This window comes from Pseudomonas sp. Q12-87, assembly GCF_001269755.1.
Lineage (GTDB): Bacteria > Pseudomonadota > Gammaproteobacteria > Pseudomonadales > Pseudomonadaceae > Aquipseudomonas > Aquipseudomonas fluorescens_S.
Window position 1 is genome coordinate 106,199 of record NZ_LHVI01000004.1, and the last position, 19,998, is coordinate 126,196.

Genomic DNA, 19,998 nt, shown 5'->3' on the forward strand with positions numbered 1-19,998 from the left:
AACTGCAAATTCTGTGGGAGTTTCGTAAATGGCAGTTGCCTCCGGCGCCTATAAGAAAGCCCTCGAGGGCGACCAGACACCCAAGCAGGTGCTGGTCAAAATCGACCGGGTCACGAAAAAATTCGACGAGACGATTGCCGTGGACGATGTGTCCCTGGAAATCAAGAAAGGCGAAATTTTCGCCTTGCTCGGCGGTTCGGGATCGGGCAAATCCACCTTGCTGCGCATGCTCGCCGGTTTCGAGAGGCCCACGGAGGGGCGCATTTTCCTCGATGGCGTGGACATCACCGACATGCCGCCGTATGAGCGGCCGATCAACATGATGTTCCAGTCCTACGCATTGTTCCCGCACATGACCGTGGCGCAGAACATCGCCTTCGGCCTGCAGCAGGACAAGATTCCCAAGGCCGAGGTAGACGCCCGCGTGGCCGAGATGCTCAAGCTGGTGCAGATGAGCCAGTACGCCAAGCGCAAGCCGCATCAGCTCTCCGGCGGCCAGCGCCAGCGCGTGGCCCTGGCCCGTTCCCTGGCCAAGCGGCCGAAGCTGCTGTTGCTCGATGAGCCGATGGGAGCCCTGGACAAGAAGCTGCGCTCGCAGATGCAACTTGAGTTGGTCGAGATCATCGAGCGGGTCGGTGTGACGTGCGTCATGGTGACCCACGACCAGGAAGAAGCCATGACCATGGCCGAGCGCATCGCGATCATGCACCTGGGCTGGATCGCCCAGATCGGCAGTCCGATCGACATCTACGAAACCCCGACCAGCCGCCTGGTCTGCGAGTTCATCGGCAACGTCAACATCTTCGAGACCGAGGTGGTAGACGACGCCGAGGGTCATGCGGTGCTGACCTGCAAGGACCTGGACCGCAACATCTATGTGGGTCACGGCATCAGCACTTCGGTGCAGGACAAGTCCGTGACCTACGCCATTCGCCCGGAAAAACTGCTGGTTACCGCCGAGCAGCCAACCTGCGAAAACAACTGGTCCAGCGGCAAGGTCCATGACATCGCCTACCTGGGCGGTCATTCGGTGTTCTACGTCGAGTTGCCGAGCGGCAAGCTGGTGCAGTCCTTCGTCGCCAACGCCGAGCGCCGTGGCCAGCGTCCGACCTGGGGCGACCAGGTGTTCGTCTGGTGGGAAGACGACAGCGGCGTGGTGCTTCGCTCATGAACATGCGCAAATTCAAACGCCGACTCGATCGAATAACGCCCGGTGGCCGTCAACTGGTCATCGGGGTGCCCTTCATCTGGCTGTTCCTGTTCTTCATGCTGCCGTTCTTCATCGTCCTGAAGATCAGTTTCGCCGAAGCGGATGTGGCGATTCCGCCGTACACCGAGATCTACAGCTACGTTGACCAGAAGCTGCAAGTGCTGCTCAACCTCGCCAACTACGTGATGCTGAGCGAGGACGAGCTGTACATCGCCGCCTACCTTGGCTCGCTGAAGATGGCGTTGATCAGCACCGTCTTGTGCCTGTTGGTCGGTTACCCAATGGCCTACGCCATCGCCAACGCCCGCAAAGAGCTTCAGACGGTGCTGGTGTTGCTGATCATGATGCCGACCTGGACCGCGATCCTGATCCGCGTCTATGCGTGGATGGGCATCCTCAGCAACAACGGCCTGCTCAACGGTTTTCTGATGAGCATGGGCTGGATCAGCGAACCGCTACAAATCCTCAACACCAACCTGGCGGTCTATATCGGGGTGGTTTATTCCTACCTGCCGTTCATGATCCTGCCGTTGTACGCCAACCTGGTCAAACACGACCCCAGCCTGCTGGAGGCCGCATCCGACCTGGGTTCGAGCACCTTCAACAGCTTCTGGAAGATCACCGTGCCGCTGTCCAAGAACGGCATCATCGCAGGCGCGATGCTGGTGTTCATTCCCGTGGTGGGCGAGTTTGTGATCCCGGAACTGCTGGGCGGCCCGGAAACCCTGATGATCGGCAAAGTGCTGTGGCAGGAATTCTTCAACAACCGTGACTGGCCGGTGGCATCTGCCCTGGCGGTGGTGATGCTGGCGATCCTGATCGTGCCCATCATCCTGTTCAACCGCAGTCAGGCCAAAGAAATGGAGGGCAAGGAATGAAGCGCTTCAGTTTTTCAAGCCTGATGCTGGTGCTGGGTTTGCTGTTTATCTACGCACCGATGCTGATCCTGGTGATCTTCTCGTTCAACGCCTCGAAGCTGGTGACGGTGTGGGGCGGCTGGTCGGTCAAGTGGTACGTCGGCCTGTTGGATAACAGCCAACTGATGGGATCCGTGGTGCGCTCGCTGGAGATTGCCTGCTACACGTCGATTGCCGCCGTGGCCCTGGGCACGCTGGCTGCCTTCGTGCTGACCCGCATCACCCACTTCAAGGGCCGCACGTTGTTCGGCGGCCTGGTCACCGCGCCACTGGTCATGCCGGAAGTGATCACCGGCCTGTCGCTGTTGCTGCTGTTCGTGGCCATGGCGCAGATGATCGGCTGGCCCCAGGAGCGTGGCATCGTCACGATCTGGATCGCCCACACCACCTTCTGCGCAGCCTACGTGGCGGTAGTGGTCTCGGCGCGCTTGCGTGAGCTGGATCTGTCCATCGAAGAGGCCGCCATGGACCTCGGTGCGCGGCCATGGAAGGTGTTCTTCCTGATCACCATCCCGATGATCGCGCCATCCCTGGCGGCAGGGGGAATGATGTCGTTCGCGTTGTCCCTGGACGATCTGGTGCTGGCGAGCTTCGTTTCCGGGCCTGGCTCGACGACGTTGCCGATGGAAGTGTTCTCGGCCGTGCGCCTGGGTGTGAAGCCGGAAATCAACGCCGTGGCGAGCCTGATCCTGCTGGCGGTTTCGCTGGTGACTTTCCTGGTCTGGTACTTCAGCCGTCGCGCCGAAGAAAACCGCAAGCGGGCGATCCAGCAAGCCATCGAAGAAAGCGCCGCCGACTCCTGGAAACAACCGGAAGTCCGCCGGGCCGAGACCGCGCCGGTCTAACCGATAGCGCAGGCTGTGGGAGCGGGCTTGCCCGCGATAGCGGTGGGTCAGTCAGCGAAAAAGGTTGAATCTGAATCCGCCTTCGCGAGCAAGCTCGCTCCCACAGGTTTTTTGTGGTGTTCACAAAACCATGTTTCGCCGCAGTCCATTGTGGGAGCGGGCTTGCCCGCGATAACGGTGGGTCAGTCAGCGAAAAAGGTTGAATCTGAATCCGCCTTCGCGAGCAAGCTCGCTCCCACAGGTTTTTTGTGGTGTTCACAAAACCATGTTTCGCCGCAGTCCATTGTGGGAGCGGGCTTGCCCGCGAAAGCGGTGGGTCAGTCAGCGAAAAGGTTGAGTCTGAATCCGCCTTCGCGAGCAAGCTCGCTCCCACAGTTTTTTGTGGTGTTCACAAAACCATGTTTCGCCGCAGTCCATTGTGGGAGCGGGCTTGCCCGCGAAAGCGGTGGGTCAGTCAGCGAAAAGGTTGAGTCTGAATCCGCCTTCGCGAGCAAGCTCGCACACAGTTTTTTGTGGTGTTCACAAAACCATGTTTCGCCGCAGTCCATTGTGGGAGCGGGCTTGCCCGCGATAACGGTGGGTCAGTCAGCGAAAAGGTTGAATCTGAATCCGCCTTCGCGAGCAACCTCCCACAGTTTTTTGTGGTGTTCACAAAACCATGTTTCGCCGCAGTCCATTGTGGGAGCGGGCTTGCCCGCGAAAGCGATGGGTCAGTCAATGAAGAAGTGGGCAGGTTACGCATTCCAGGGTGATGTGCGGATGAGCTGTACGAAGTTCATCGGCTTGAACCCCGGTTCCTGATCCACCAGCACATCCGTCTTCACATTACCGAAGGTTGTCAGCGGGCGATGGCGCAGGCCGTCGGCGAAGGCGCAGATGATGCATTCCTTGAAGCCTTCTCCTCGGGGATGGGCGTGTACCACGGCATCCCGCTGCGCTGCCGGGAAAGCGGCGTAGTCCATGCCCAGCACGTCCATTTCCACCCCAGCGGTGACCAGGGCGACGGTGGGCCGCAGGTGTTTCGGTACGCCGGGCGTGGTGTGCAGGGCGATGGACAACCAGACCTGTTCGATATCGTCATCGCTCAGCCCATAGGGTTTGAGAAACGCCGCGGCAGCGTTTGCGCCGTCCACTTCGAAACGCTCGTCGTCGCTGCGATGACCGTCCACCAGGCCCAGGTCATGGAACATCGCGCCGACGTACAGCAGCTCCGGATCGTAGGCCAACTGTCGACGCTGGCCGCTCAAGGCGCCGAACAGGAAAACCCGACGAGAGTGGTGATACAACAGGTCGGATTCGATATCACGGATATATTCAGTGGTGGCGCGGGCGAGGGCGCTGTCAGGGATGGTGATGCCGGCAATGCTGTTCATGCTGCTCTCCTCTTGACGGTGCGCCAGGGTTGGCGCCGAGGGGTTCAGTCTGTTCGCCGGCGTAAACCGGGACAATCGCCCCATGGCAACGATCCTTGCCATTTAGCCCGGGTTTCGTGCCAATTGGCTTCCAGTGGGTGGATTGGCTAGGGTGCGGGTGTCACAGGCTGCGATTTCTTCCATTCGAAGGTAAGCGTGAACATGCACAAAACCGTCGCCATCGTAGTGTTTGCAGGCGTCCAGTCGCTGGATGTGACCGGTCCCATGGATGTATTCAGCGAGGCCAATCGGTTCCTGGCCCCCGAGGATCATTATCGGCTTGAGGTGATTGGCGTCGAGCAGGGCGCCATGCCTTGTTCCAACGGTTTGTCCCTCAATGCCCATCGGCATTTCAGCGACGCTTCCCAGGCATACGATTTGCTCCTGGTAGCGGGCGGGCCGCGATTGCCGTCCATGGACTTTGGCCCCGCATTCGATGCCTGGCTGCGGGATGCCTGCGGACGGGCACAGCGCTTTGGCTCGATCTGCAACGGCGCCTTCATGCTTGCCCGGGCGCGATTGCTGGACGGCAGGACCGTCACCACTCATTGGGGCGACGCCGTGGCGTTGGCACAGATGTGCCCCACGACCCGGGTCGAAGCGGATCGTCTCTACGTGCAGGATCAAACGCTTTACACCTCGGCCGGGGTTAGCGCGGGAATCGATCTTTCGTTGTTCCTGCTGGCCCAGGACCATGGCCCGGACGTGGCGCTGAGCGTTGCCAAGCGGTTGGTGGTGTTCACCCAGCGCGCGGGTGGGCAATCGCAGTTCAGCCCTTTCCTTACTCCCCATGCCGAGCCGACGTCCACCGTGGCCCAGGTCCAGGCCTATGTATTGGCGAACTTGAACGGTGACCTGGCCATCGCCGACCTGGCCGTCGCCGCGAACATGAGCCAGCGCAACTTCTCTCGGGTCTTCACCCGCGAGGCGAAGGTCACGCCGGCGGAGTTCGTCGAACAGGCCCGGGTGGACGCGGCGCGGGTGATGTTGGAAAGCACCCGCGCCCCACTCAAGACCGTGGCCTGGCAATGTGGCTTTCGCGACGCGCAGCACATGCGCAGTGTGTTCAATCGCAGGCTGGGGGTGACCCCGCAGCAATTCCGATTGAATTTCGCGGCGATGGTTTAGGTTCGTCGCCTCTCACTTCTTCAGCGCGTCATGGGCCTCCAGCGCCCGCAGGGAGTAGATGTACGCCGCGCCGGCATTCAATGACACCGCCGTGGCCAGGGTGGCGGCGATTTCTTCGCGGGTGGCGCCGGCCTTGATGGCGGCGTCCGTGTGAACGCCGATGCAGCCATCACAGCGAGTGGTGATTGCCACGGCGATGGAGATCAGCTCACGGGTCTTGGCGTCGAGTACGTTGTTTTCGGCCGCAGCTTCATCCAGGGCCATGTAGGCCTTGACCATCTTCGGGTTGCTTTTGCCCAAGGCGCCGAAGGCGCTCTTGATGGTAGGCAGCAGTTCGGACCAGTTATGGAACATGGCGTTGACTCCTTTGGCAGTGATGGGGACAGCGAGCCCTTGTAGTCTTGACCATGAATGGCAATCAAGCCCGCTGCCGATGAAAAATAACAGCGCGAATCATGGCGTTCTGGCCGGCAGCAGCTTCAAGGTGCCACGGGTGTTGGCCGTCACCTCTTCCTCGGCCAGGTGCGCCTGTTGATACAGCCCCTCGATGTACGCCTCGGCCTGGTCTTCGTAGTGCTTGTCGAACGGCACGCCGCTCTGGCCAACGGGGTTGATCGTGACACTGTGGGCCGGGTCGGCGAAGTCGATGATACGGCGGGTAGAAGGCCCGTAGGTCACAGGCCAAGGCGCCGGGCCGATCGTGGCCGAAAGGTTGTTGGGCACCTCGTGGGTGCCGGGTGCGGCAAACGGGCCGACGTTGAAGATCCGGTCCAGCGGCTTTTGCATACCCAGCGGGTGGCCGTGAGTGAGGGTGTGGGCCTTGCCCCACTGCCATTGCGTGGCGTCGTCACCGAAAGTGGCCTTCAGGTGCGCCAGGCTCCTGTTCCAGGCCGTTTTGACGATGTCGCTACGGGTTTCCTTGCCCAGCGTCGTGCGGTCGTCCCACCAGGGGGAATCTTTCGATGCTGCCAGGCGCGGCAGGGCTGCGTCGATCACCCGGGTCGACAATGCTGTTTCGAAGAAGCCATCGCCCAGCTCGTCGCGCAGGGCGGCATCGGCCAGGTTGAACAGCAACTGGTTGAACAGCGTGGCGCTGGTGGAATCCAGGGGGTAATCGCCCTGCCATTGGGCCAATTGCTCGACCCATTTGCGCTCCCCCGGGTCGCTGACCATCTCACGCAACACCGGTAGCAAAGGCGCGAGCAGACGCGGGCCATAGGCAGTGGTCGTGCCCAGTTGCAGTTTCTGGGTGGTCTCGATGTCCCACTTCGCCTGCTTGTCGCTGAGCAGCAGGTTGAGTTGCTGGCCGCGGTCGGCGAGGTTGTAGTAGCCCGGGATCTCGATGCCGCTGGCCGCCACCGGCTGGAAGTTGGCCGAAATGATATAGCCCCGCGCCGGGTTCTCTTCCTGCGGGTTGCTGCTGAACGGGTAGAAGCCTTCTTTTTCCGCCTCCGGGCTGCTGCCATCGAGGATGAAGCCGGGCTTCACGCCGGCCGGCCGCTTGGGCAGCTGTGCGGCGGCCCACCAGCCGATATCCCCTTTGGCATTGGCCCAGACCACGTTCAGCCCGGGTGCATGGATCTTCGCCGAGGCACCCCGGGCCTTGGCGAGGGTGTCGGCGCGGTTGAGCTGGTAAAAGGCCTCGAGGATCGGGTTGCGACTTTCCAGGAAGCCCCACCACATGGCGACCGGCGTCTTGCCGGCACTCGCCCCAAGGGCGTCGTTGACGATCGGGCCGTGGGGCGACTGGCGCAGCACCAGCGTCACCGGTGCCTGGCCCTTGACCGCAATCTGCTGTTCGCTGCGCGTCATGTCTACCCATTGCCCGCGGTACCAGACCTGTTCGGGATTGTCCGGGTTGGTCTTCTCGGCGATCAGGTCCAGGTCGTCGTTCTGGAACATGGTGATGCTCCAGCCGAAATCCTTGTTCATCCCCAGCGTCGCGAAGGGCAACAGTGCCTGGTAATGCCCATAGAGCTCGAAACCCGGCGCTGAGAGATGCGCCTCGTACCACACCGACGGCGCGGAAAAGCGGATGTGCGGGTCGCCCGCCAGCAACGGCTTGCCGCTGTGGGTGCGGCTGCCGGAGACCGCCCAGGCATTGCTGCCTTCGAATTGCGGCAGGCCGTTTTCGGCCAGGGCCTGTTCGCTCAGGCGGGCGAGGGCGTTCAGGCCTTTCCAGTCGCTGTCGGCCAGGGGCAAACCGGCCTTGCGACCTTCGGCCAATACGCCTTGGGGCTGCCAGTCCAGGTCGAAAATGTTCAGGTAGTCGGTGCCCAGTTGATCGCGCACGTAGGTCAGCAGCGGTTCGGTGCGAAAGGCCGCGGCAAAACTGTAGGCCATGTAGCCGGTGACGCTCACGGTGTCCTCGGCAGTGAAGGGCCGCTTGGGAATGCCCAGTACGTCGAACTCCACGGGTCGGGTGTGGGTGTCCTGATAGAGATTGATGCCATCCAGGTAAGCCTGCATCGCAACCCAGGCCGGGGATTGCGGATCCTGTTCCGTCACATAGGTCGCGGCACGCTCGCGGATGCGCAGGCTGCGCATCAGTTTGTCGGTGTCGAGCAGCTTTGGCCCGAGCACCTGCGCCAGCTCACCACGAGCGAGGCGGCGCATGATCTCCATCTGGAACAGCCGATCCTGGGCGTGGACGTAGCCGAGGGCGCGGTACAGGTCGGTTTCGTTTTCGGCGCGGATATGCGGCACGCCGCGTTCGTCATAGCGCACGGTCACCGAGCCGTGCAGCCCTTGCAACTGCACCGTACCCTGGCGGGTGGGCTGCTTGCTGTAGAGGTAGCCGCCCGCGACGATGATGGCGGTGGCGACCAATGACAGGAAGGCGATGAGGGTGCGTTTCATGGTGATTCCTTGTTGGGTGACAGCGGTTCCATGGCTTCGCTGTTCATGACTTCTTTAACACGTCGGTGCGTACCTGTGCATCGCTCGTCTGAGCGATTTTCCTCAGGCGGTCGAAAGGCTATCGTGGTTCGATGCTGTAATCACGTCGGTCGACATCGAAGAGCAGGGGGATATGAGTCGGCGTGTGTCGCGAGGGCCGGCCACGGGGAGTATCCCTGCGGCCGGCGTTGGAGGGAGGTATCAGTCCTGGTTATCGGGCCGCCACGCGACGCTCGATGGCTTCATCAGGCTGGCCGGGTGGTGGGTGCTGGTTCGTTGGACGGCCCGCCTTGGGGCCGCGCTTCGCCTCGTTCTGCCAGTTGAATGTCATCGCCAGGGGTTTTTTTAGGCCTCGTTGCCATGCTCTGAGCCCAGTCGGTAGTCAGGTTGAGCCCCGCGATAGCGGTTTGCGGAACGACTTGGGTAAGGCCGCGGGTCACGTGGTAGGTGTTTTCGAGGTCGCGCCGCCAGCCTTCTGGCTGGGTGTGGGGCAGACCGTCTCGATTTGGGTTTGTAACGTTCTGCAGTGGTACGTTTGCTCGCTTGGTCAGGTCGTCCGTGCCGCTCAGCGCCTTGTTTTCGAGCGGCGCCGCCACGCTGTTGGCAAAGAACGGAAGCAGTGTCAGGCCGGAGGAGAAAAAGGTGGTGACGATCTGTTCCATCTTTTCTCGCAACTCCGGATTCTCGTCCACCGCGGCTGCGTCGCCCACCGCTGTACGCATGGCGATCCCTTCGCCTACGCCAACGATCCGGTTGGCGTAGTCGCTGACGTTGGTCATGCTGATCGGGTTGAGTTTTCCTGCCGCTTCGGAAAATGCCTTGGGTAGCAGTTCGCTCCAGTTGCGGTTTTCCCTTGTTACCCGGTAGGTAGGAATCTCCTCGTCACCGTGGGTTTGTGCGTATTTCGCCACTGCCTGGCCACCGGCCATGAAGGTGCCGCCCACTGCGGAGGCAGTTGTGCGGGCGAGGATCCCGCCGGCGTTTACCGAGGTGAACTGATCAATGGTATCGCGCACAGCATGGGCGGCCCCAAAGGCGAGGTAGCCGGTGAAATCGCCACTCATGGTGCCAAAATTGTTCGCGTTCTGTTTGAGCTTGAAGTCGTTGCGCTTTTGCTCCTGTGTCAGGTTGAGCGCGTCGCGTCCAGTGTTTTCGACCCGACGCCCGTCCTGCGTGACGACATTCAAGGCCTTGGGATAGACCGACAACGGATCGACCTTTTCCAGGCCTGCACCGATGGTCTTGTCGACAACGACCTGGACGAACGGGCGGATGCCGTCGCTGATCACTTTGTGGGCGGCGCCAAGGACTGTCGAGGTCGCCGCGACATGTTTGCCATAGGAGGCGTCCGCCATTTTTTCATCGATCGACGCCGTGATGGCGCCAAAGTGACCCGCAGACGCCACGCCCTGTGGGATCCCCGCACCGGCAAATACCGCCAGGCCCGTTACAAAGCCGGTCTTGGTCTTGAGGTCGGCGACATAGTCCTGGCGTGCGACGTTCTTCAGCGCGGTGTCCAGTACCTCGTTTTTCTTCGTCGCCGTCGCCAGTGCGCTTGGCGTGTTCGGCTTGTCGTCATCGGTCTTCAGCAACTCGCCAAGCTCCTCCCGGACCTCGCGCAACTGGCCCAATTGATCCTGCGCCCGGTCCCGCTCGGCCTGGGGAAGGCTCTCGTTGCCAGCGGCTTGTTGCGCATGCTCGATTCGGCTTTCCATAAAGGTGTTCAAGCGCGTGGGCATGTCTTGTGTCATGGCTTGCATGACACCCTTCGCATAACTGCGGAAGGCTTTGTGGCTATCTTGCAGCAACTTGCGATCTTCCCCTTCCGGGGTTTTATCGATGACTTCCTGGCACAACGAATGATAGGCGCCGAGGGTATTACCCATGCGGTCGCAGTGTTTGTCCCAGACGGCTTTGAAGCCACCGTCTTCTTTCCTGTCGTCCTCGTTCTTGCCCAGGTATTCGTTGAAGTCCTTGACGAATGCTTCGGTTTCTTCGTGGCCCGACAGCATCGGGTGGGGCGTGCCACCCAGTGTGGTCAAGTGCTTCTGTACGTCTTGATAGCTGGTCCCCGGCGCGTAGCTCAATATTCTGCCTTCCAGGGTCATGTGATCACGTGCATAGCCGATGGGGTCGCTGTCAGGGTTCTTCTTGCCGAGGCTGTTGACCAGTCCTGTCAGGCGCTGTTGCCGGGTCTTGAGTGTTTTCTGAGTCTCATCGGTCGGTTTTCCTTCGAAGTGATAAGGCACGAGGGGATTGGTGGAGGGACGAACCTGCCCGGCCAGGCTGGTTCCCACCGGCGTGATCCGATCGTCCTGTTGCTGGCGCAACGCCGCGGAGCTGGTGCTTTGTCCTACTGATAAATCAGGCATGTGGTGTTCTCCTAGATTGACAGGGCGTTGTTGAGCCCGGAGCTACGGGGAGTGGGTTTGTGCTGGGTGGTCTTGGCGCTGTCGCTTGGGCTGGCACCGTCGAAGAAGTAGCCGTCTCGCCAAATCAGCGCCATATCGGCGGCGGCGCCCATCAGACCGAGCAGGCGTTCTGCCGCAAGCTCCTCCAGCGGCACGTGGCCGATCAGGATCACTTGTTCGCTGTCGCGGTTGTAGGACAGGGAAGGGCAGAACGCCCCGCTCAGCAGGTACAGGTTGGTTTCCAGCAGCCGTTGCAGGACCGCTTCCCGATTCGCCACCGGCAATGGCCCGAAGCTGCAATAAATAAAGACGTCTCCCTCACCCACGCCTGGGGTGTGCTTCAGGGAAAAGTCCACATCCTTGACTGACAGGTTCGCCTGTTCGTAGAACGCTGACGGGGTGGGGATCATCGTGAGTTCGCACAGCTGGTCGATCAGCCTGCAATAGGTGGGTGACGCCATGGTTGACCTCGCATTGTCGCGCCGGCGCCGACGAGCGCCTGCTAGCCCATGGTGAGTGACACCTGCGTCATTTCAGTTCCCGCCCACCGTTGGCGCGTGGAACCGCTGCCCTGTGATCTGCCACCCAATGGCGCCACCTCATTCAAGGTTGACCGCCATGTCCCGTTCACTTGCACGCTCGCCGGCCCTGCGCTTCGCCCCCAAAGGCTTGTCCATGCTTGCCATAGGCACCTTGTTGTACGGCTGTCAGCATCTCGAACCGCAGCTGACCATCGGCGATCCCTTCGCCAACGAGCCCTACCGTTCCCAGTTGCGCTGGCTGGAGCCGGCGCCCACGGACACCCTCGTGCAGATCGACGAGTTGTCGGGACAAAACAACGGCAGCCTGTGGGCGCGTATGCGCCAGGGATTTTCCCTGCAGGCCAGGACCCGGGGCGTGGCGCGCATCGATGAGCAGCGCCGCTGGCTGCTGGAACGTCCGGCGTTTCTTACCCAGACCGGACGCGCCGGCAGCCGTTACTTGCACTTCATCGTGGGCGAGCTGAGCAAGCGCAATATGCCGCTGGAGCTGGCGCTGTTGCCGGCCATCGAAAGCGGCTTCAACCCGAACGCCCAATCGCCTGCCCAGGCCATGGGCCTCTGGCAGTTCATTCCCGCCACGGGGCGCCGCTACCAATTGCAGCAGCGAGGCGACTATGACGAGCGCCGGGACATTCCATCCTCCACCCGGGCTGCCCTGGATTATCTGTCCTACCTGCATGACTACTTCGACGGCGACTGGCTGCTGGCGCTGGCCGCCTACAATGCCGGCGAAGGGCGGGTTCGCGACGCCATCACGCGCAATCGTGCCCGTGGCCTGGCGACCCGTTACTGGGACCTGTCGTTGCCCGGCGAAACCCAGAACTACGTGCCCCGGTTGCTGGCACTGTCGCAACTGGTGAATTCCCCCGCCGACTATGGCGTGAACCTGGCGCCCATCGCCGACCAGCCGTATTTCCAGATGGTTGCCTTGACGCAGCCCGTGGACCTGGCGCGCCTGGCGACGTTGTCGGGGGTGCATGAGCGCGAGTTGCGCATGCTCAACCCCGCCGGACGCGGCCGGGCCAGTGGGCGGCTGCTGATGCCCATGGAAGCCTCGCGCAGGTTGTTGGCACAACCAGACATGATCGCCAAGGCGGCGCGCCCTCACGTGGCCGGTGGCGAAGAGCCCTTGGTCGCCTCGCCCGATACCGGCACGGCCGAGCCGCAGGTGGCGGAGGTGGCTGCGCCACCAGGGGTGTGAGCCAAGGCCCACCCCCGAGCAGACCGCGCATTGAGTCAGAGGCAGGCCATCGCGACGTTGGCCAGGCCTCGTGCGCGAGGGTCCATCAAGACGTAGGAACCGATGGTGTTACAGGCGAAGCCGAACGCCACGTCGCGCTCAGGGTCGGCAAAGCCGATGGTGCCACCGGCGCCCATGTGCCCGAACGCCTCGGCCCCCATGCCGTAGCTGCCGTTCGCCACATGCGGTTGGTTGAGCATGACACCCAGGCCGAAACGCGCAGGGGTCTGCAGGGTCGGGTCGTACCCCGCACTGTGCTCGCGCAACATTTCGTTGAGCAGCGGCGACTCCAATAACCGTCCATCGAGCAGGCCCGCGTAGAACGTCGCCAGGCTGCGGGCATTGCCGTGTCCGTTGGCCGCCGGTTGGGTCATGCGCTTCCAGCCGGCTTCGTTGCTGCGTCCCAGCACCATCGGCGGGTTGGCGAAGGCCAGCGCGCTCATGGCGGTCGGTTCGTTGAGCACGAACTGAAGCACCCGGGCGAAGGCCTCGTCGTCGATCTCGTCCTTGGTGCGTGCCATGTAGGCGCATCGAGCGATGGCTGCATCGTCCAGGCCGAGGTGGAAATCCAGCCCGAGCGGCACCGCGACCCGTTGGCAGATGCTCTGCGCCGGTGTCTGGCCGTCCACCCGGCGCAGCAATTCGCCGAGGATCCAGCCGAACAGTAACGGCGAATAGGTCTGCTGTTCCCCTGCGGCCGCCCATGGATGCTCTTCGGCGATCAGGTCCGTCATGGTGGTCCAGTCGTAGAGGGTTTCCGGTGCCAACGGCGTGCGCAGCGCCGGGAGCCCGGCGCGGTGACAAAGCACTTGACGCAGGGTGATGGATGCTTTGCCGGCGTTGGCAAAATCGGGCCAGTAATGACAGATCGGCGCGTCCAGCTCCAGGCGTCCTTCGCCCACCAGTTGCATGATCGCCACCGCCGTGAACGGCTTGGTGCAGGAGAACAGATTGAGCAGTGTGTCGCGTTGCCAATGGCGCTGCGGCTCTGGGCCGGCAATGCCGGCCCAGAGGTCGATCACGGTTTCGCCGTCAATCTGGATACACAAGGCGGCGCCGCGTTCGAAGGGGCTTTGCATCAGTTGGGTAAAAGCTTTTTTGACCGGTTCGAAGCGGGTGTCGCATTGGCCATGGATAGCAAGTGCACGCGTCATGTCAGCTCCACGAAGGGATGGTATTTTCCCTTGAGTGACCGTGGCGGTGCAAACGGTTCATCGACAGCTAGACGCCCATGTGGAGAGCGAACTTGCTCCCCCAGGGATCTTTTTTGGCGAGCCGTGCCACTCAGGAGCAACGATGCATGCCTTTGGAGAGTGTTCATGGCTTACGAGCGTACCCTGGATTGGAACAGCGACGCGTTTCGCGGCGAAGCTTATCGGCATTATGCGGCGCTGCGCGAGGCCTCTCCGGTGTTCCTCAGCCAGCCTGAGGGGCAATTGCCGATTTGGTATGTCACCGGCGCCCGGGAAGTCGAGGAGGTGCTGCTCGACAGCGACCGCTTCGCCCGTGACCCGTCACGGATCGACCCACAGTTCGCGGCGATGCTCGGCGGCGAGCAATCCATCGCATTTCTTAACGACCACATGCTCAACCGCGACGGGGACGACCATCGCAGGTTGCGCCGTTTGGTCAACAAGGCCTTCACCCTCAAAGCGGTCAACGCCATGCGCCCGCGCATCCTGCAGATTGCCGAGACGTTGCTGGACCCCGTGGGGCCGAACGGGCAGATGGACGTGGTCAGTGAATACGCATTTCCCCTGTCGATCATTGTCATCGCCGAACTGCTCGGTGTCCCCGCTCAAGACCGGGACGATTTTCGCCGCTGGTCGCAGATGATCGTCCAACAGGTCGGGCAGGACTTGAGTCAATTGCAGCGTTGCTACAGTGAATTCGCCGCCTACATGCTCGCCTTGATCGATCAGCGCCGGGCGCAACCGGCCGACGATATGATTTCGGCGCTGGCACAAGTCGAGGAAGAGGGCCGGATGCTTAGCCGAAGCGAGCTGTGCAGCATGATCGCGCTGCTCATCATCGCCGGCCACGAGACCTCGGCGTCGATGATTGGCAACGCCGTCCACATGCTCTTGCAAAATCCCAGGGCGCTGGCGCGCTTGCGTGACGAGCCGGCACTGATGCCCAACGCGGTCGAGGAGTTCTTGCGTTATGACTCGTCGGTGGAACGGGCAATGGTGCGCTTCGTCACCCGCGACACCGTCCTGGCCGGCCAACATTTGCAACGCGGGCAACTGCTGGTTGCGGTGGTGGGCTCGGCCAACCGTGACGAAGCGCTGTGTGCAAATCCTGGCACACTCGACGTCGCTCGCCCGGCTTGTCCGCACATGGCGTTCGGCAAAGGTATCCACTACTGCCTGGGTGCCTCGCTGGCCAGGCAAGAGTTGGAGATTGCCTTGAGCACACTGCTGCGGCGATGTCCCGGCTTGCAATTGGCCGTTGACCCCGGCGCCATACGCTGGCGCTACGTTCCCAATTTCAGGGGCCCGCAAGCGCTGCCGGTGTGCTGGTCAGTGGACTGACGCAATCGCAACGCGCGATGAGACGCCAGGAGGCGCCCACCTCAAGAAACGGGATGGGCGCGAAAGCTGAAAAACACGGCCCGCCCGGCCAACCGCCGGGCGAGCCGCAGGTTCACGCCAGGCTGGCCTGCGCGTCTTGCCTTTGCACGAGGGGCTTGGCCGGCGCGGTGTCGCTTGGCGTCAGTTGCAAGCCATAGAGCACCACGTCCGCACGGGTGGCGCCGAACCGCGCGATGCCGGGAAAGCGGCCCCACAGCGTTGCGCCCAGGCCTTGCACGCCGCGTTTGCTCGCCTCGTTATGCTCGATGATCCAGGCCACCAGCGTCTCGAAACCATAACGCTTGGCCAAGGTGACGGCGGCCTGGCCGAGGCGAATGCCAACGCCGCTTCCGATGTGGTCGTTGCGTACGTAGATCGACACTTCGCCGGTCAATCGGCAGGCCTGGGCGCCCCAGCTGAAGCGGTTGACGATCAACCAGGCGATGACTTCGCCCCCCCGTTCGAGTACGTAGATCGGATCCCCTTCCTTGACGAAACAGTCGACGAAGAAGGTCATTTCCTTCAGGGAAAACGCTCTGAGTACCGGAGAACTGGTCCCTCCCAGAGCGCTTTCGTTGAAGATATCCGTCATCACCGGCAAGTCATCAGGGGTGAAACGGCGCACACCGCGCGGCAGGTCGGGCCGGTTGTTCAAACGATTGCCGGTCATGGCTGTACCTCCCCGTAGACGCTTCGCTTGAGTTGTTCGCGGGCGCGAAACAACCTGGAGCGCACGGTGCCGATGGGCACGCCCAGTCGCTCGGCGGCGTCGCGATAACTGCTCTCGGTGTCCACGGCGGTCCACAGCGTATCGCGCATGTCCTTGGGCAGCGCATCCATGGCCAACAGCGTGCGGTCCAACAGTCGACGGTGTTCGCACTGCTGGCTCAGATCGGTGCCGTCGCTGGATTCGATGAACTCGCTTTCATCGAAGGTACTCAGCGGCGGTTGTGCGTAGAAGCGCCGAAAATGATTGCGGATGAGGTTGAGGGCGATGCCACACAGCCAGGTGTCCGGCTTTGCCAAGCCCTTGAATTTCTCCTGGTTGCGCCAGGCTTCCAGATAGGTGAGTTGGACGATGTCGTCGGCGTCGTCCTGGTTGAGTACACGTTTTTGCACAAACAGACGCAGCTTGCGTTCTTCGCCGAAGACGAAGCTGGTTGCGCGGACGCCGGATCGGACGGTCCCTGGGGGTGTCATGAGGTTCAGACTGCTCATTGATGTATCCCTCTGAATGGATTCCATAGCGTCGACAGCAAGGTCGACCTGACCCCTTCAGCAGGAGCTGTGCCATACCTCTGTTTATTTTTATCTATCTGATAAACAAGGGTTTTATCTGTCTTTAAACACGCGTTCGGTGCAAAGGGCTGCGCAGCGGCTACAAGATCCGCTGCACTAATTTGCACGGACGAGGATCGGCTCAAGGGTCTGTGTGTCGTCGCCGCTGGAGGCCTGCGCAAAAGGCTGTTCAGGGATGGAACTCATTGCGCACTCGCCGCCACCCACTGAGCGTCCCAAACCACGCTCGCGGCCATCATGAAAGTAGAAGCACCGATCAATACGCGCATTGCCGTCAATCTTGCCCAGGCCGCTTCGGCGGTGGCGGGCCTGGGCAGGCCTGGCGAAACGTTGCAGGCCGTGCAGTCCAACTCGATGGAGGAGGTCGGCATGACCTTCAGCCATCATGTGGAGCGCAACACCAAGGCGCTGAGCCAGCGGCGTATTCGCAACGCCCGCAGCGAGGTGGGGCAGGCGCGGGTCGAGACGCGTGAGCAGTTGGAAGAGTGGTACGACCAGCTCGGTCATCCTGGCAAGCAGAGCCTCGGGGCGATGGCTGCCCAGGCCGGCATGCTGTTGAATGGCGAGCCGGTGCTCGAAGAGGTGGTGCAGGCCACCGGTGGTGATCCGGCCCGTACCGACCTGATCCTGCAGCAAGCGTTGCGTGATGCCGAGGCGCAAGGCCGCCTCGTCGAAGCCAGGCGTGCGCGCGATTACCTGCAGCTGTTGCGCGAACGCTATGGCGCACAGATCCAGGCGGGCATGAACATCGCCGAAGCGCTGCGTGCTTCGGGCGGTGACCCCGAGCTGCGCCAGGCGGTCAGGCGACTCTATTACGACACGGTGGTGCTCAAGCAGTCGTTGCCCACCATGATGCAGGCGTTGCTGGGACTGTTCGGCGAAGCGGCATTCGTTTCGGGGCTGGACATGATGCGTCGGGCGCTGGCTGACGACATCGCCGCGCAGACACCTTCGCGGCCAACCGCCCTGCTGCGCACGCTGCTGATTGGCCTGGCTGCCTCGACCCAGCTCAGCAGCGTGCTGCAAAGTTGCCGCCAGTTGCTGGAACAGTTGGCCTACAGCTGTCCGGCCAGCCAGCTCACGGCCGTGCTGTTGCTCCAGCGCATGCTGGGATTCGTCAGCAGTGGCCTGTCTTCGGCGGAAGTACGCCGCATCGGTCGGGAATTGGGTGGCGAACTGGAGCGGGATCAATTGGTTTGCCTGAACGGGTTGTACCCGATGCTCAAGCGCATGCCCGTGGCCCTGTGGCGCGATGGCAAGAGCCGTCAGACCGCGCTGAAGAACCTGCTGGTATTGCTCGATGAGCGTTCCCGGGGCGAACCCCGCACACAGACCGCCCGCCCGGTCATCGGGGGCCGCCCATGATCGCCCTGTTGAACAAAGTGGCCGGTGAAGCAGTGCGTCGCGTCGAAGTGGTCGGGGCGTTCGTGGTGCTCGGCATTGTATTCATGTTGATCCTGCCTTTGCCGACCTCGGTGGTCGATGCGCTGATCGCAATCAACATCTGCATCTCCTGCCTGCTGATCGTGCTCTCGCTGTACCTGCCCCGGCCGCTGGCGTTTTCCTCGTTTCCGGCGGTGCTGCTGCTGACCACGCTGTTCCGGCTGGCGCTGTCGGTGGCAACCACACGATTGATCCTGCTCCAGGGCGACGCCGGCCATATCGTTCAGGCGTTCGGCAATTTTGTGGTGGGAGGCAACCTGGCGGTCGGGTTGGTCATCTTTCTTATTCTGACGGTGGTCAACTTCCTGGTGATTACCAAGGGCTCCGAGCGGGTCGCCGAAGTGGCGGCGCGTTTTACCCTGGACGCCTTGCCGGGCAAACAGATGTCCATCGACAGCGACCTGCGTGCAAACCTGATCGATGTCAGCGAAGCCCGCCGGCGTCGCGAAGAGCTGAACAAGGAAAGCCAACTGTTCGGTGCGATGGACGGGGCGATGAAGTTCGTCAAGGGCGACGCCATCGCCGGCCTGGTGATCGTGGTGATCAACCTCATCGGTGGTTTCTCGGTGGGGATGCTGCAACACGACCTCGGCGCCTCCGAATCGATGCACTTGTATGCCGTGCTGACCATCGGCGATGGTTTGATCGCGCAAATTCCGGCACTGCTGATTTCCCTGACCGCCGGCATGATCATTACCCGGGTATCGCCGGAAGGGCAGCCGGCGGGTAGCAGCGTTGGCAAGGAAATCGCCAAGCAATTGACCGCCGAACCCAAGGCCTGGGTGATCGCTTCGGTGGGGATGCTCGGCTTTGCCGCCTTGCCCGGCATGCCCACGCTGGTGTTCATCGTGATCGCCCTGATCACCGGTACCACAGGCATCGTCCAATTGTATTCACGCGCGCGTGAAGCTCGCCGGGGCGACCAGCCGACGGATGTCGTGGCTCCCGAACACAACGGCGCTGAAGACCTGCGCAGCTTCGACCCAACCCGTGCCTATCTGCTGCAGTTTTCCAAAGCGATGGAAGGCAACGCTGCGACCGAAGAGGTCATCCAGGCCATCCGCAAGAAGCGCAATGGATTGGTGGCCGGCTTCGGCCTGACCTTGCCACCCTTCGAGATCGAGTACAGCGCCACGCTGGAGGATGACGAGTTTCGGTTCTGCGTGCATGAAGTGCCGATGTTGCGGGCTACCTTTGGAGAGCGTGTCGCCGTGGCACGTGGGCCGCTGCCGTTCGAGCCTAGCGATGCGCGAGTAGGCAGCGAGGTCCGTGACGAGCACCAGTGGTTGTGGCTGGCGCCAGATGACCCGCTGCTGGCGGACGAACGCGTGGAGGCAGTGTCGGCAGCCGAGTTGCTGGTGGAGCGGATGAGTCGTGCCATGTTTGCCACGGGGCCGCAATTCCTCGGGCTTCAGGAAAGCAAGTCGATTCTCAGTTGGCTCGAAGCCGGCCAGCCGGAGCTGGTGCAGGAACTGCAGCGAACCATGCCGTTGGCCCGTTTTGCCGCCGTGTTGCAGCGCCTGGCCGGGGAGGGTGTTCCGCTGCGCGCGGTGCGCCTGATCGCCGAGTCCTTGATCGAACATGGGCAGCATGAGCGTGACGTCGGTGCGTTGACCGACTACGCGCGCATCGCCCTGAAGTCGCAAATCTATCACCAGTACCGCGACGAAGCGGGCCTGCACGTGTGGCTGCTGACGCCGGAAACCGAGGGGCTCTTGCGCGACGCGCTGCGCCAGACCCAGACAGAAACCTTTTTTGCCTTGGAAAGCCTGCATACCCGTGCCTTGGTGATGCAGTTGCGCGAAGGCTTTCCGTTGCGTGCCAGGCGCGTGGCCGTGCTGCTGGTGGCCCAGGACCTGCGCGCACCGCTGCGTGATTTGCTGCGTGACGAATTCAATCACGTCCCGGTGCTGGCCTTCAGCGAGTTGCACAGCAACGCCCAGGTCAACGTGCTGGGTCGTTTCGATCTCGAACAGGAACACTTGCGAGTGGAGGAAGCCGCGTAACGGACGGGCTTGGCGCGTCGGGACCGTCGTCGCGCAATGATGCAAATCCAGGTGCGTTCGACGGCCTGGCTGTG

The 19,998-nt window shown here is 62.1% G+C and carries 16 protein-coding genes; 8 read left to right on the forward strand and 8 right to left on the reverse strand.

Annotated elements, in window-relative coordinates:
* The first annotated feature begins 28 nt into the window (after nt 1–28).
* Genes AD663_RS01555 through AD663_RS01565 form a run of 3 tightly spaced genes read left to right on the forward strand, consistent with a single transcriptional unit; the run spans nt 29 to nt 2,972 of the window.
* Nucleotides 29–1,171 (forward strand): ABC transporter ATP-binding protein, encoded by a 1,143-nt coding sequence (locus AD663_RS01555; protein ID WP_003177402.1) that lies wholly within the window; start codon nt 29–31, stop codon nt 1,169–1,171.
* Complete coding sequence (locus AD663_RS01560) at nt 1,168–2,088, forward strand: ABC transporter permease subunit (protein ID WP_003177403.1); 921 nt, start codon at nt 1,168–1,170, stop codon at nt 2,086–2,088. Before AD663_RS01555 ends, AD663_RS01560 begins: the two co-directional genes overlap by 4 nt.
* Nucleotides 2,085–2,972 carry an ABC transporter permease subunit gene (locus AD663_RS01565; protein ID WP_053213142.1) on the forward strand — a complete coding sequence of 296 codons (888 nt, stop codon included), beginning with the start codon at nt 2,085–2,087 and terminating at the stop codon, nt 2,970–2,972. The genes AD663_RS01560 and AD663_RS01565 overlap by 4 nt, the downstream gene beginning before the upstream one ends.
* A 734-nt stretch (nt 2,973–3,706) precedes the next feature.
* Here the strand turns inward: AD663_RS01565 and AD663_RS01570 are convergent.
* Nucleotides 3,707–4,345, reverse strand: coding sequence for an HD domain-containing protein (locus tag AD663_RS01570; RefSeq protein WP_003177407.1), 639 nt, complete (start codon nt 4,343–4,345; stop codon nt 3,707–3,709).
* A 201-nt stretch (nt 4,346–4,546) separates the two neighbouring features.
* On the opposite strand from AD663_RS01570, the gene AD663_RS01575 reads away from it, so the two are divergent.
* Nucleotides 4,547–5,512: a GlxA family transcriptional regulator gene (locus AD663_RS01575; RefSeq protein ID WP_053213143.1), complete on the forward strand. Its 966-nt coding sequence runs from the start codon at nt 4,547–4,549 to the stop codon at nt 5,510–5,512.
* 12 nt (nt 5,513–5,524) lie between these two features.
* On the opposite strand, the gene AD663_RS01580 is transcribed toward AD663_RS01575, so the two are convergent.
* The 4 genes from AD663_RS01580 to AD663_RS01595 form a co-directional block, all read right to left on the reverse strand.
* Nucleotides 5,525–5,866 carry a carboxymuconolactone decarboxylase family protein gene (locus AD663_RS01580; RefSeq protein WP_003177409.1) on the reverse strand — a complete coding sequence of 114 codons (342 nt, stop codon included), beginning with the start codon at nt 5,864–5,866 and terminating at the stop codon, nt 5,525–5,527.
* 99 nt (nt 5,867–5,965) lie between these two features.
* On the reverse strand, nt 5,966–8,371 hold the full coding sequence (locus AD663_RS01585; RefSeq protein ID WP_053213144.1) for a penicillin acylase family protein: 2,406 nt from the start codon (nt 8,369–8,371) through the stop codon (nt 5,966–5,968).
* Between the two features lie 284 nt (nt 8,372–8,655).
* Nucleotides 8,656–10,782, reverse strand: a complete 2,127-nt coding sequence (locus tag AD663_RS01590) for a hypothetical protein (protein WP_053213145.1) — start codon at nt 10,780–10,782, stop codon at nt 8,656–8,658.
* Nucleotides 10,783–10,793: 11 nt separating this feature from the next.
* The gene (locus AD663_RS01595) at nt 10,794–11,282 is read right to left on the reverse strand and encodes a CesT family type III secretion system chaperone (RefSeq protein WP_003177412.1); all 489 of its coding nucleotides are present in this window, start codon (nt 11,280–11,282) and stop codon (nt 10,794–10,796) included.
* A 157-nt stretch (nt 11,283–11,439) separates the two neighbouring features.
* Between AD663_RS01595 and AD663_RS01600 the strand changes: the two genes are divergently transcribed.
* Entirely contained in the window at nt 11,440–12,564 is a 1,125-nt protein-coding gene (locus tag AD663_RS01600) for a transglycosylase SLT domain-containing protein (RefSeq protein ID WP_003177413.1), read from the forward strand.
* Nucleotides 12,565–12,599: 35 nt separating this feature from the next.
* On the opposite strand, the gene AD663_RS01605 is transcribed toward AD663_RS01600, so the two are convergent.
* Nucleotides 12,600–13,757 (reverse strand): serine hydrolase domain-containing protein, encoded by a 1,158-nt coding sequence (locus AD663_RS01605; RefSeq protein ID WP_053213146.1) that lies wholly within the window; start codon nt 13,755–13,757, stop codon nt 12,600–12,602.
* Between the two features lie 165 nt (nt 13,758–13,922).
* On the opposite strand from AD663_RS01605, the gene AD663_RS01610 reads away from it, so the two are divergent.
* Nucleotides 13,923–15,137: a cytochrome P450 gene (locus tag AD663_RS01610; RefSeq protein ID WP_053213147.1), complete on the forward strand. Its 1,215-nt coding sequence runs from the start codon at nt 13,923–13,925 to the stop codon at nt 15,135–15,137.
* Between the two features lie 112 nt (nt 15,138–15,249).
* Here AD663_RS01610 and AD663_RS01615 read toward each other — a convergent pair whose 3' ends face one another.
* Nucleotides 15,250–15,846 (reverse strand): GNAT family N-acetyltransferase, encoded by a 597-nt coding sequence (locus AD663_RS01615; protein WP_053213148.1) that lies wholly within the window; start codon nt 15,844–15,846, stop codon nt 15,250–15,252.
* Nucleotides 15,843–16,394: an RNA polymerase sigma factor gene (locus tag AD663_RS01620; protein WP_053213149.1), complete on the reverse strand. Its 552-nt coding sequence runs from the start codon at nt 16,392–16,394 to the stop codon at nt 15,843–15,845. The genes AD663_RS01615 and AD663_RS01620 overlap by 4 nt, the downstream gene beginning before the upstream one ends.
* Nucleotides 16,395–16,712: 318 nt before the next feature.
* On the opposite strand from AD663_RS01620, the gene AD663_RS01625 reads away from it, so the two are divergent.
* Both AD663_RS01625 and sctV read left to right on the forward strand, forming a co-directional pair.
* Nucleotides 16,713–17,840, forward strand: a complete 1,128-nt coding sequence (locus tag AD663_RS01625) for a TyeA family type III secretion system gatekeeper subunit (RefSeq protein WP_053213150.1) — start codon at nt 16,713–16,715, stop codon at nt 17,838–17,840.
* Nucleotides 17,837–19,924 carry a type III secretion system export apparatus subunit SctV gene (gene sctV / locus AD663_RS01630; protein WP_053213151.1) on the forward strand — a complete coding sequence of 696 codons (2,088 nt, stop codon included), beginning with the start codon at nt 17,837–17,839 and terminating at the stop codon, nt 19,922–19,924. Before AD663_RS01625 ends, sctV begins: the two co-directional genes overlap by 4 nt.
* Nucleotides 19,925–19,998 lie beyond the last annotated feature (74 nt).

Coding starts and splice junctions, on each gene's coding strand:
- AD663_RS01565 (WP_053213142.1), top strand. CDS start 2,085: ATGAAGCGCTTCAGTTTTTCAAGCCTGATGCTGGTGCTGGGTTTGCTG.
- AD663_RS01560 (WP_003177403.1), top strand. CDS start 1,168: ATGAACATGCGCAAATTCAAACGCCGACTCGATCGAATAACGCCCGGT.
- AD663_RS01575 (WP_053213143.1), top strand. CDS start 4,547: ATGCACAAAACCGTCGCCATCGTAGTGTTTGCAGGCGTCCAGTCGCTG.
- AD663_RS01605 (WP_053213146.1), bottom strand. CDS start 13,757: ATGACGCGTGCACTTGCTATCCATGGCCAATGCGACACCCGCTTCGAA.
- AD663_RS01580 (WP_003177409.1), bottom strand. CDS start 5,866: ATGTTCCATAACTGGTCCGAACTGCTGCCTACCATCAAGAGCGCCTTC.
- AD663_RS01610 (WP_053213147.1), top strand. CDS start 13,923: ATGGCTTACGAGCGTACCCTGGATTGGAACAGCGACGCGTTTCGCGGC.
- AD663_RS01595 (WP_003177412.1), bottom strand. CDS start 11,282: ATGGCGTCACCCACCTATTGCAGGCTGATCGACCAGCTGTGCGAACTC.
- AD663_RS01585 (WP_053213144.1), bottom strand. CDS start 8,371: ATGAAACGCACCCTCATCGCCTTCCTGTCATTGGTCGCCACCGCCATC.
- AD663_RS01600 (WP_003177413.1), top strand. CDS start 11,440: ATGTCCCGTTCACTTGCACGCTCGCCGGCCCTGCGCTTCGCCCCCAAA.
- AD663_RS01615 (WP_053213148.1), bottom strand. CDS start 15,846: ATGACCGGCAATCGTTTGAACAACCGGCCCGACCTGCCGCGCGGTGTG.
- AD663_RS01620 (WP_053213149.1), bottom strand. CDS start 16,394: ATGAGCAGTCTGAACCTCATGACACCCCCAGGGACCGTCCGATCCGGC.
- sctV (WP_053213151.1), top strand. CDS start 17,837: ATGATCGCCCTGTTGAACAAAGTGGCCGGTGAAGCAGTGCGTCGCGTC.
- AD663_RS01590 (WP_053213145.1), bottom strand. CDS start 10,782: ATGCCTGATTTATCAGTAGGACAAAGCACCAGCTCCGCGGCGTTGCGC.
- AD663_RS01555 (WP_003177402.1), top strand. CDS start 29: ATGGCAGTTGCCTCCGGCGCCTATAAGAAAGCCCTCGAGGGCGACCAG.
- AD663_RS01570 (WP_003177407.1), bottom strand. CDS start 4,345: ATGAACAGCATTGCCGGCATCACCATCCCTGACAGCGCCCTCGCCCGC.
- AD663_RS01625 (WP_053213150.1), top strand. CDS start 16,713: ATGAAAGTAGAAGCACCGATCAATACGCGCATTGCCGTCAATCTTGCC.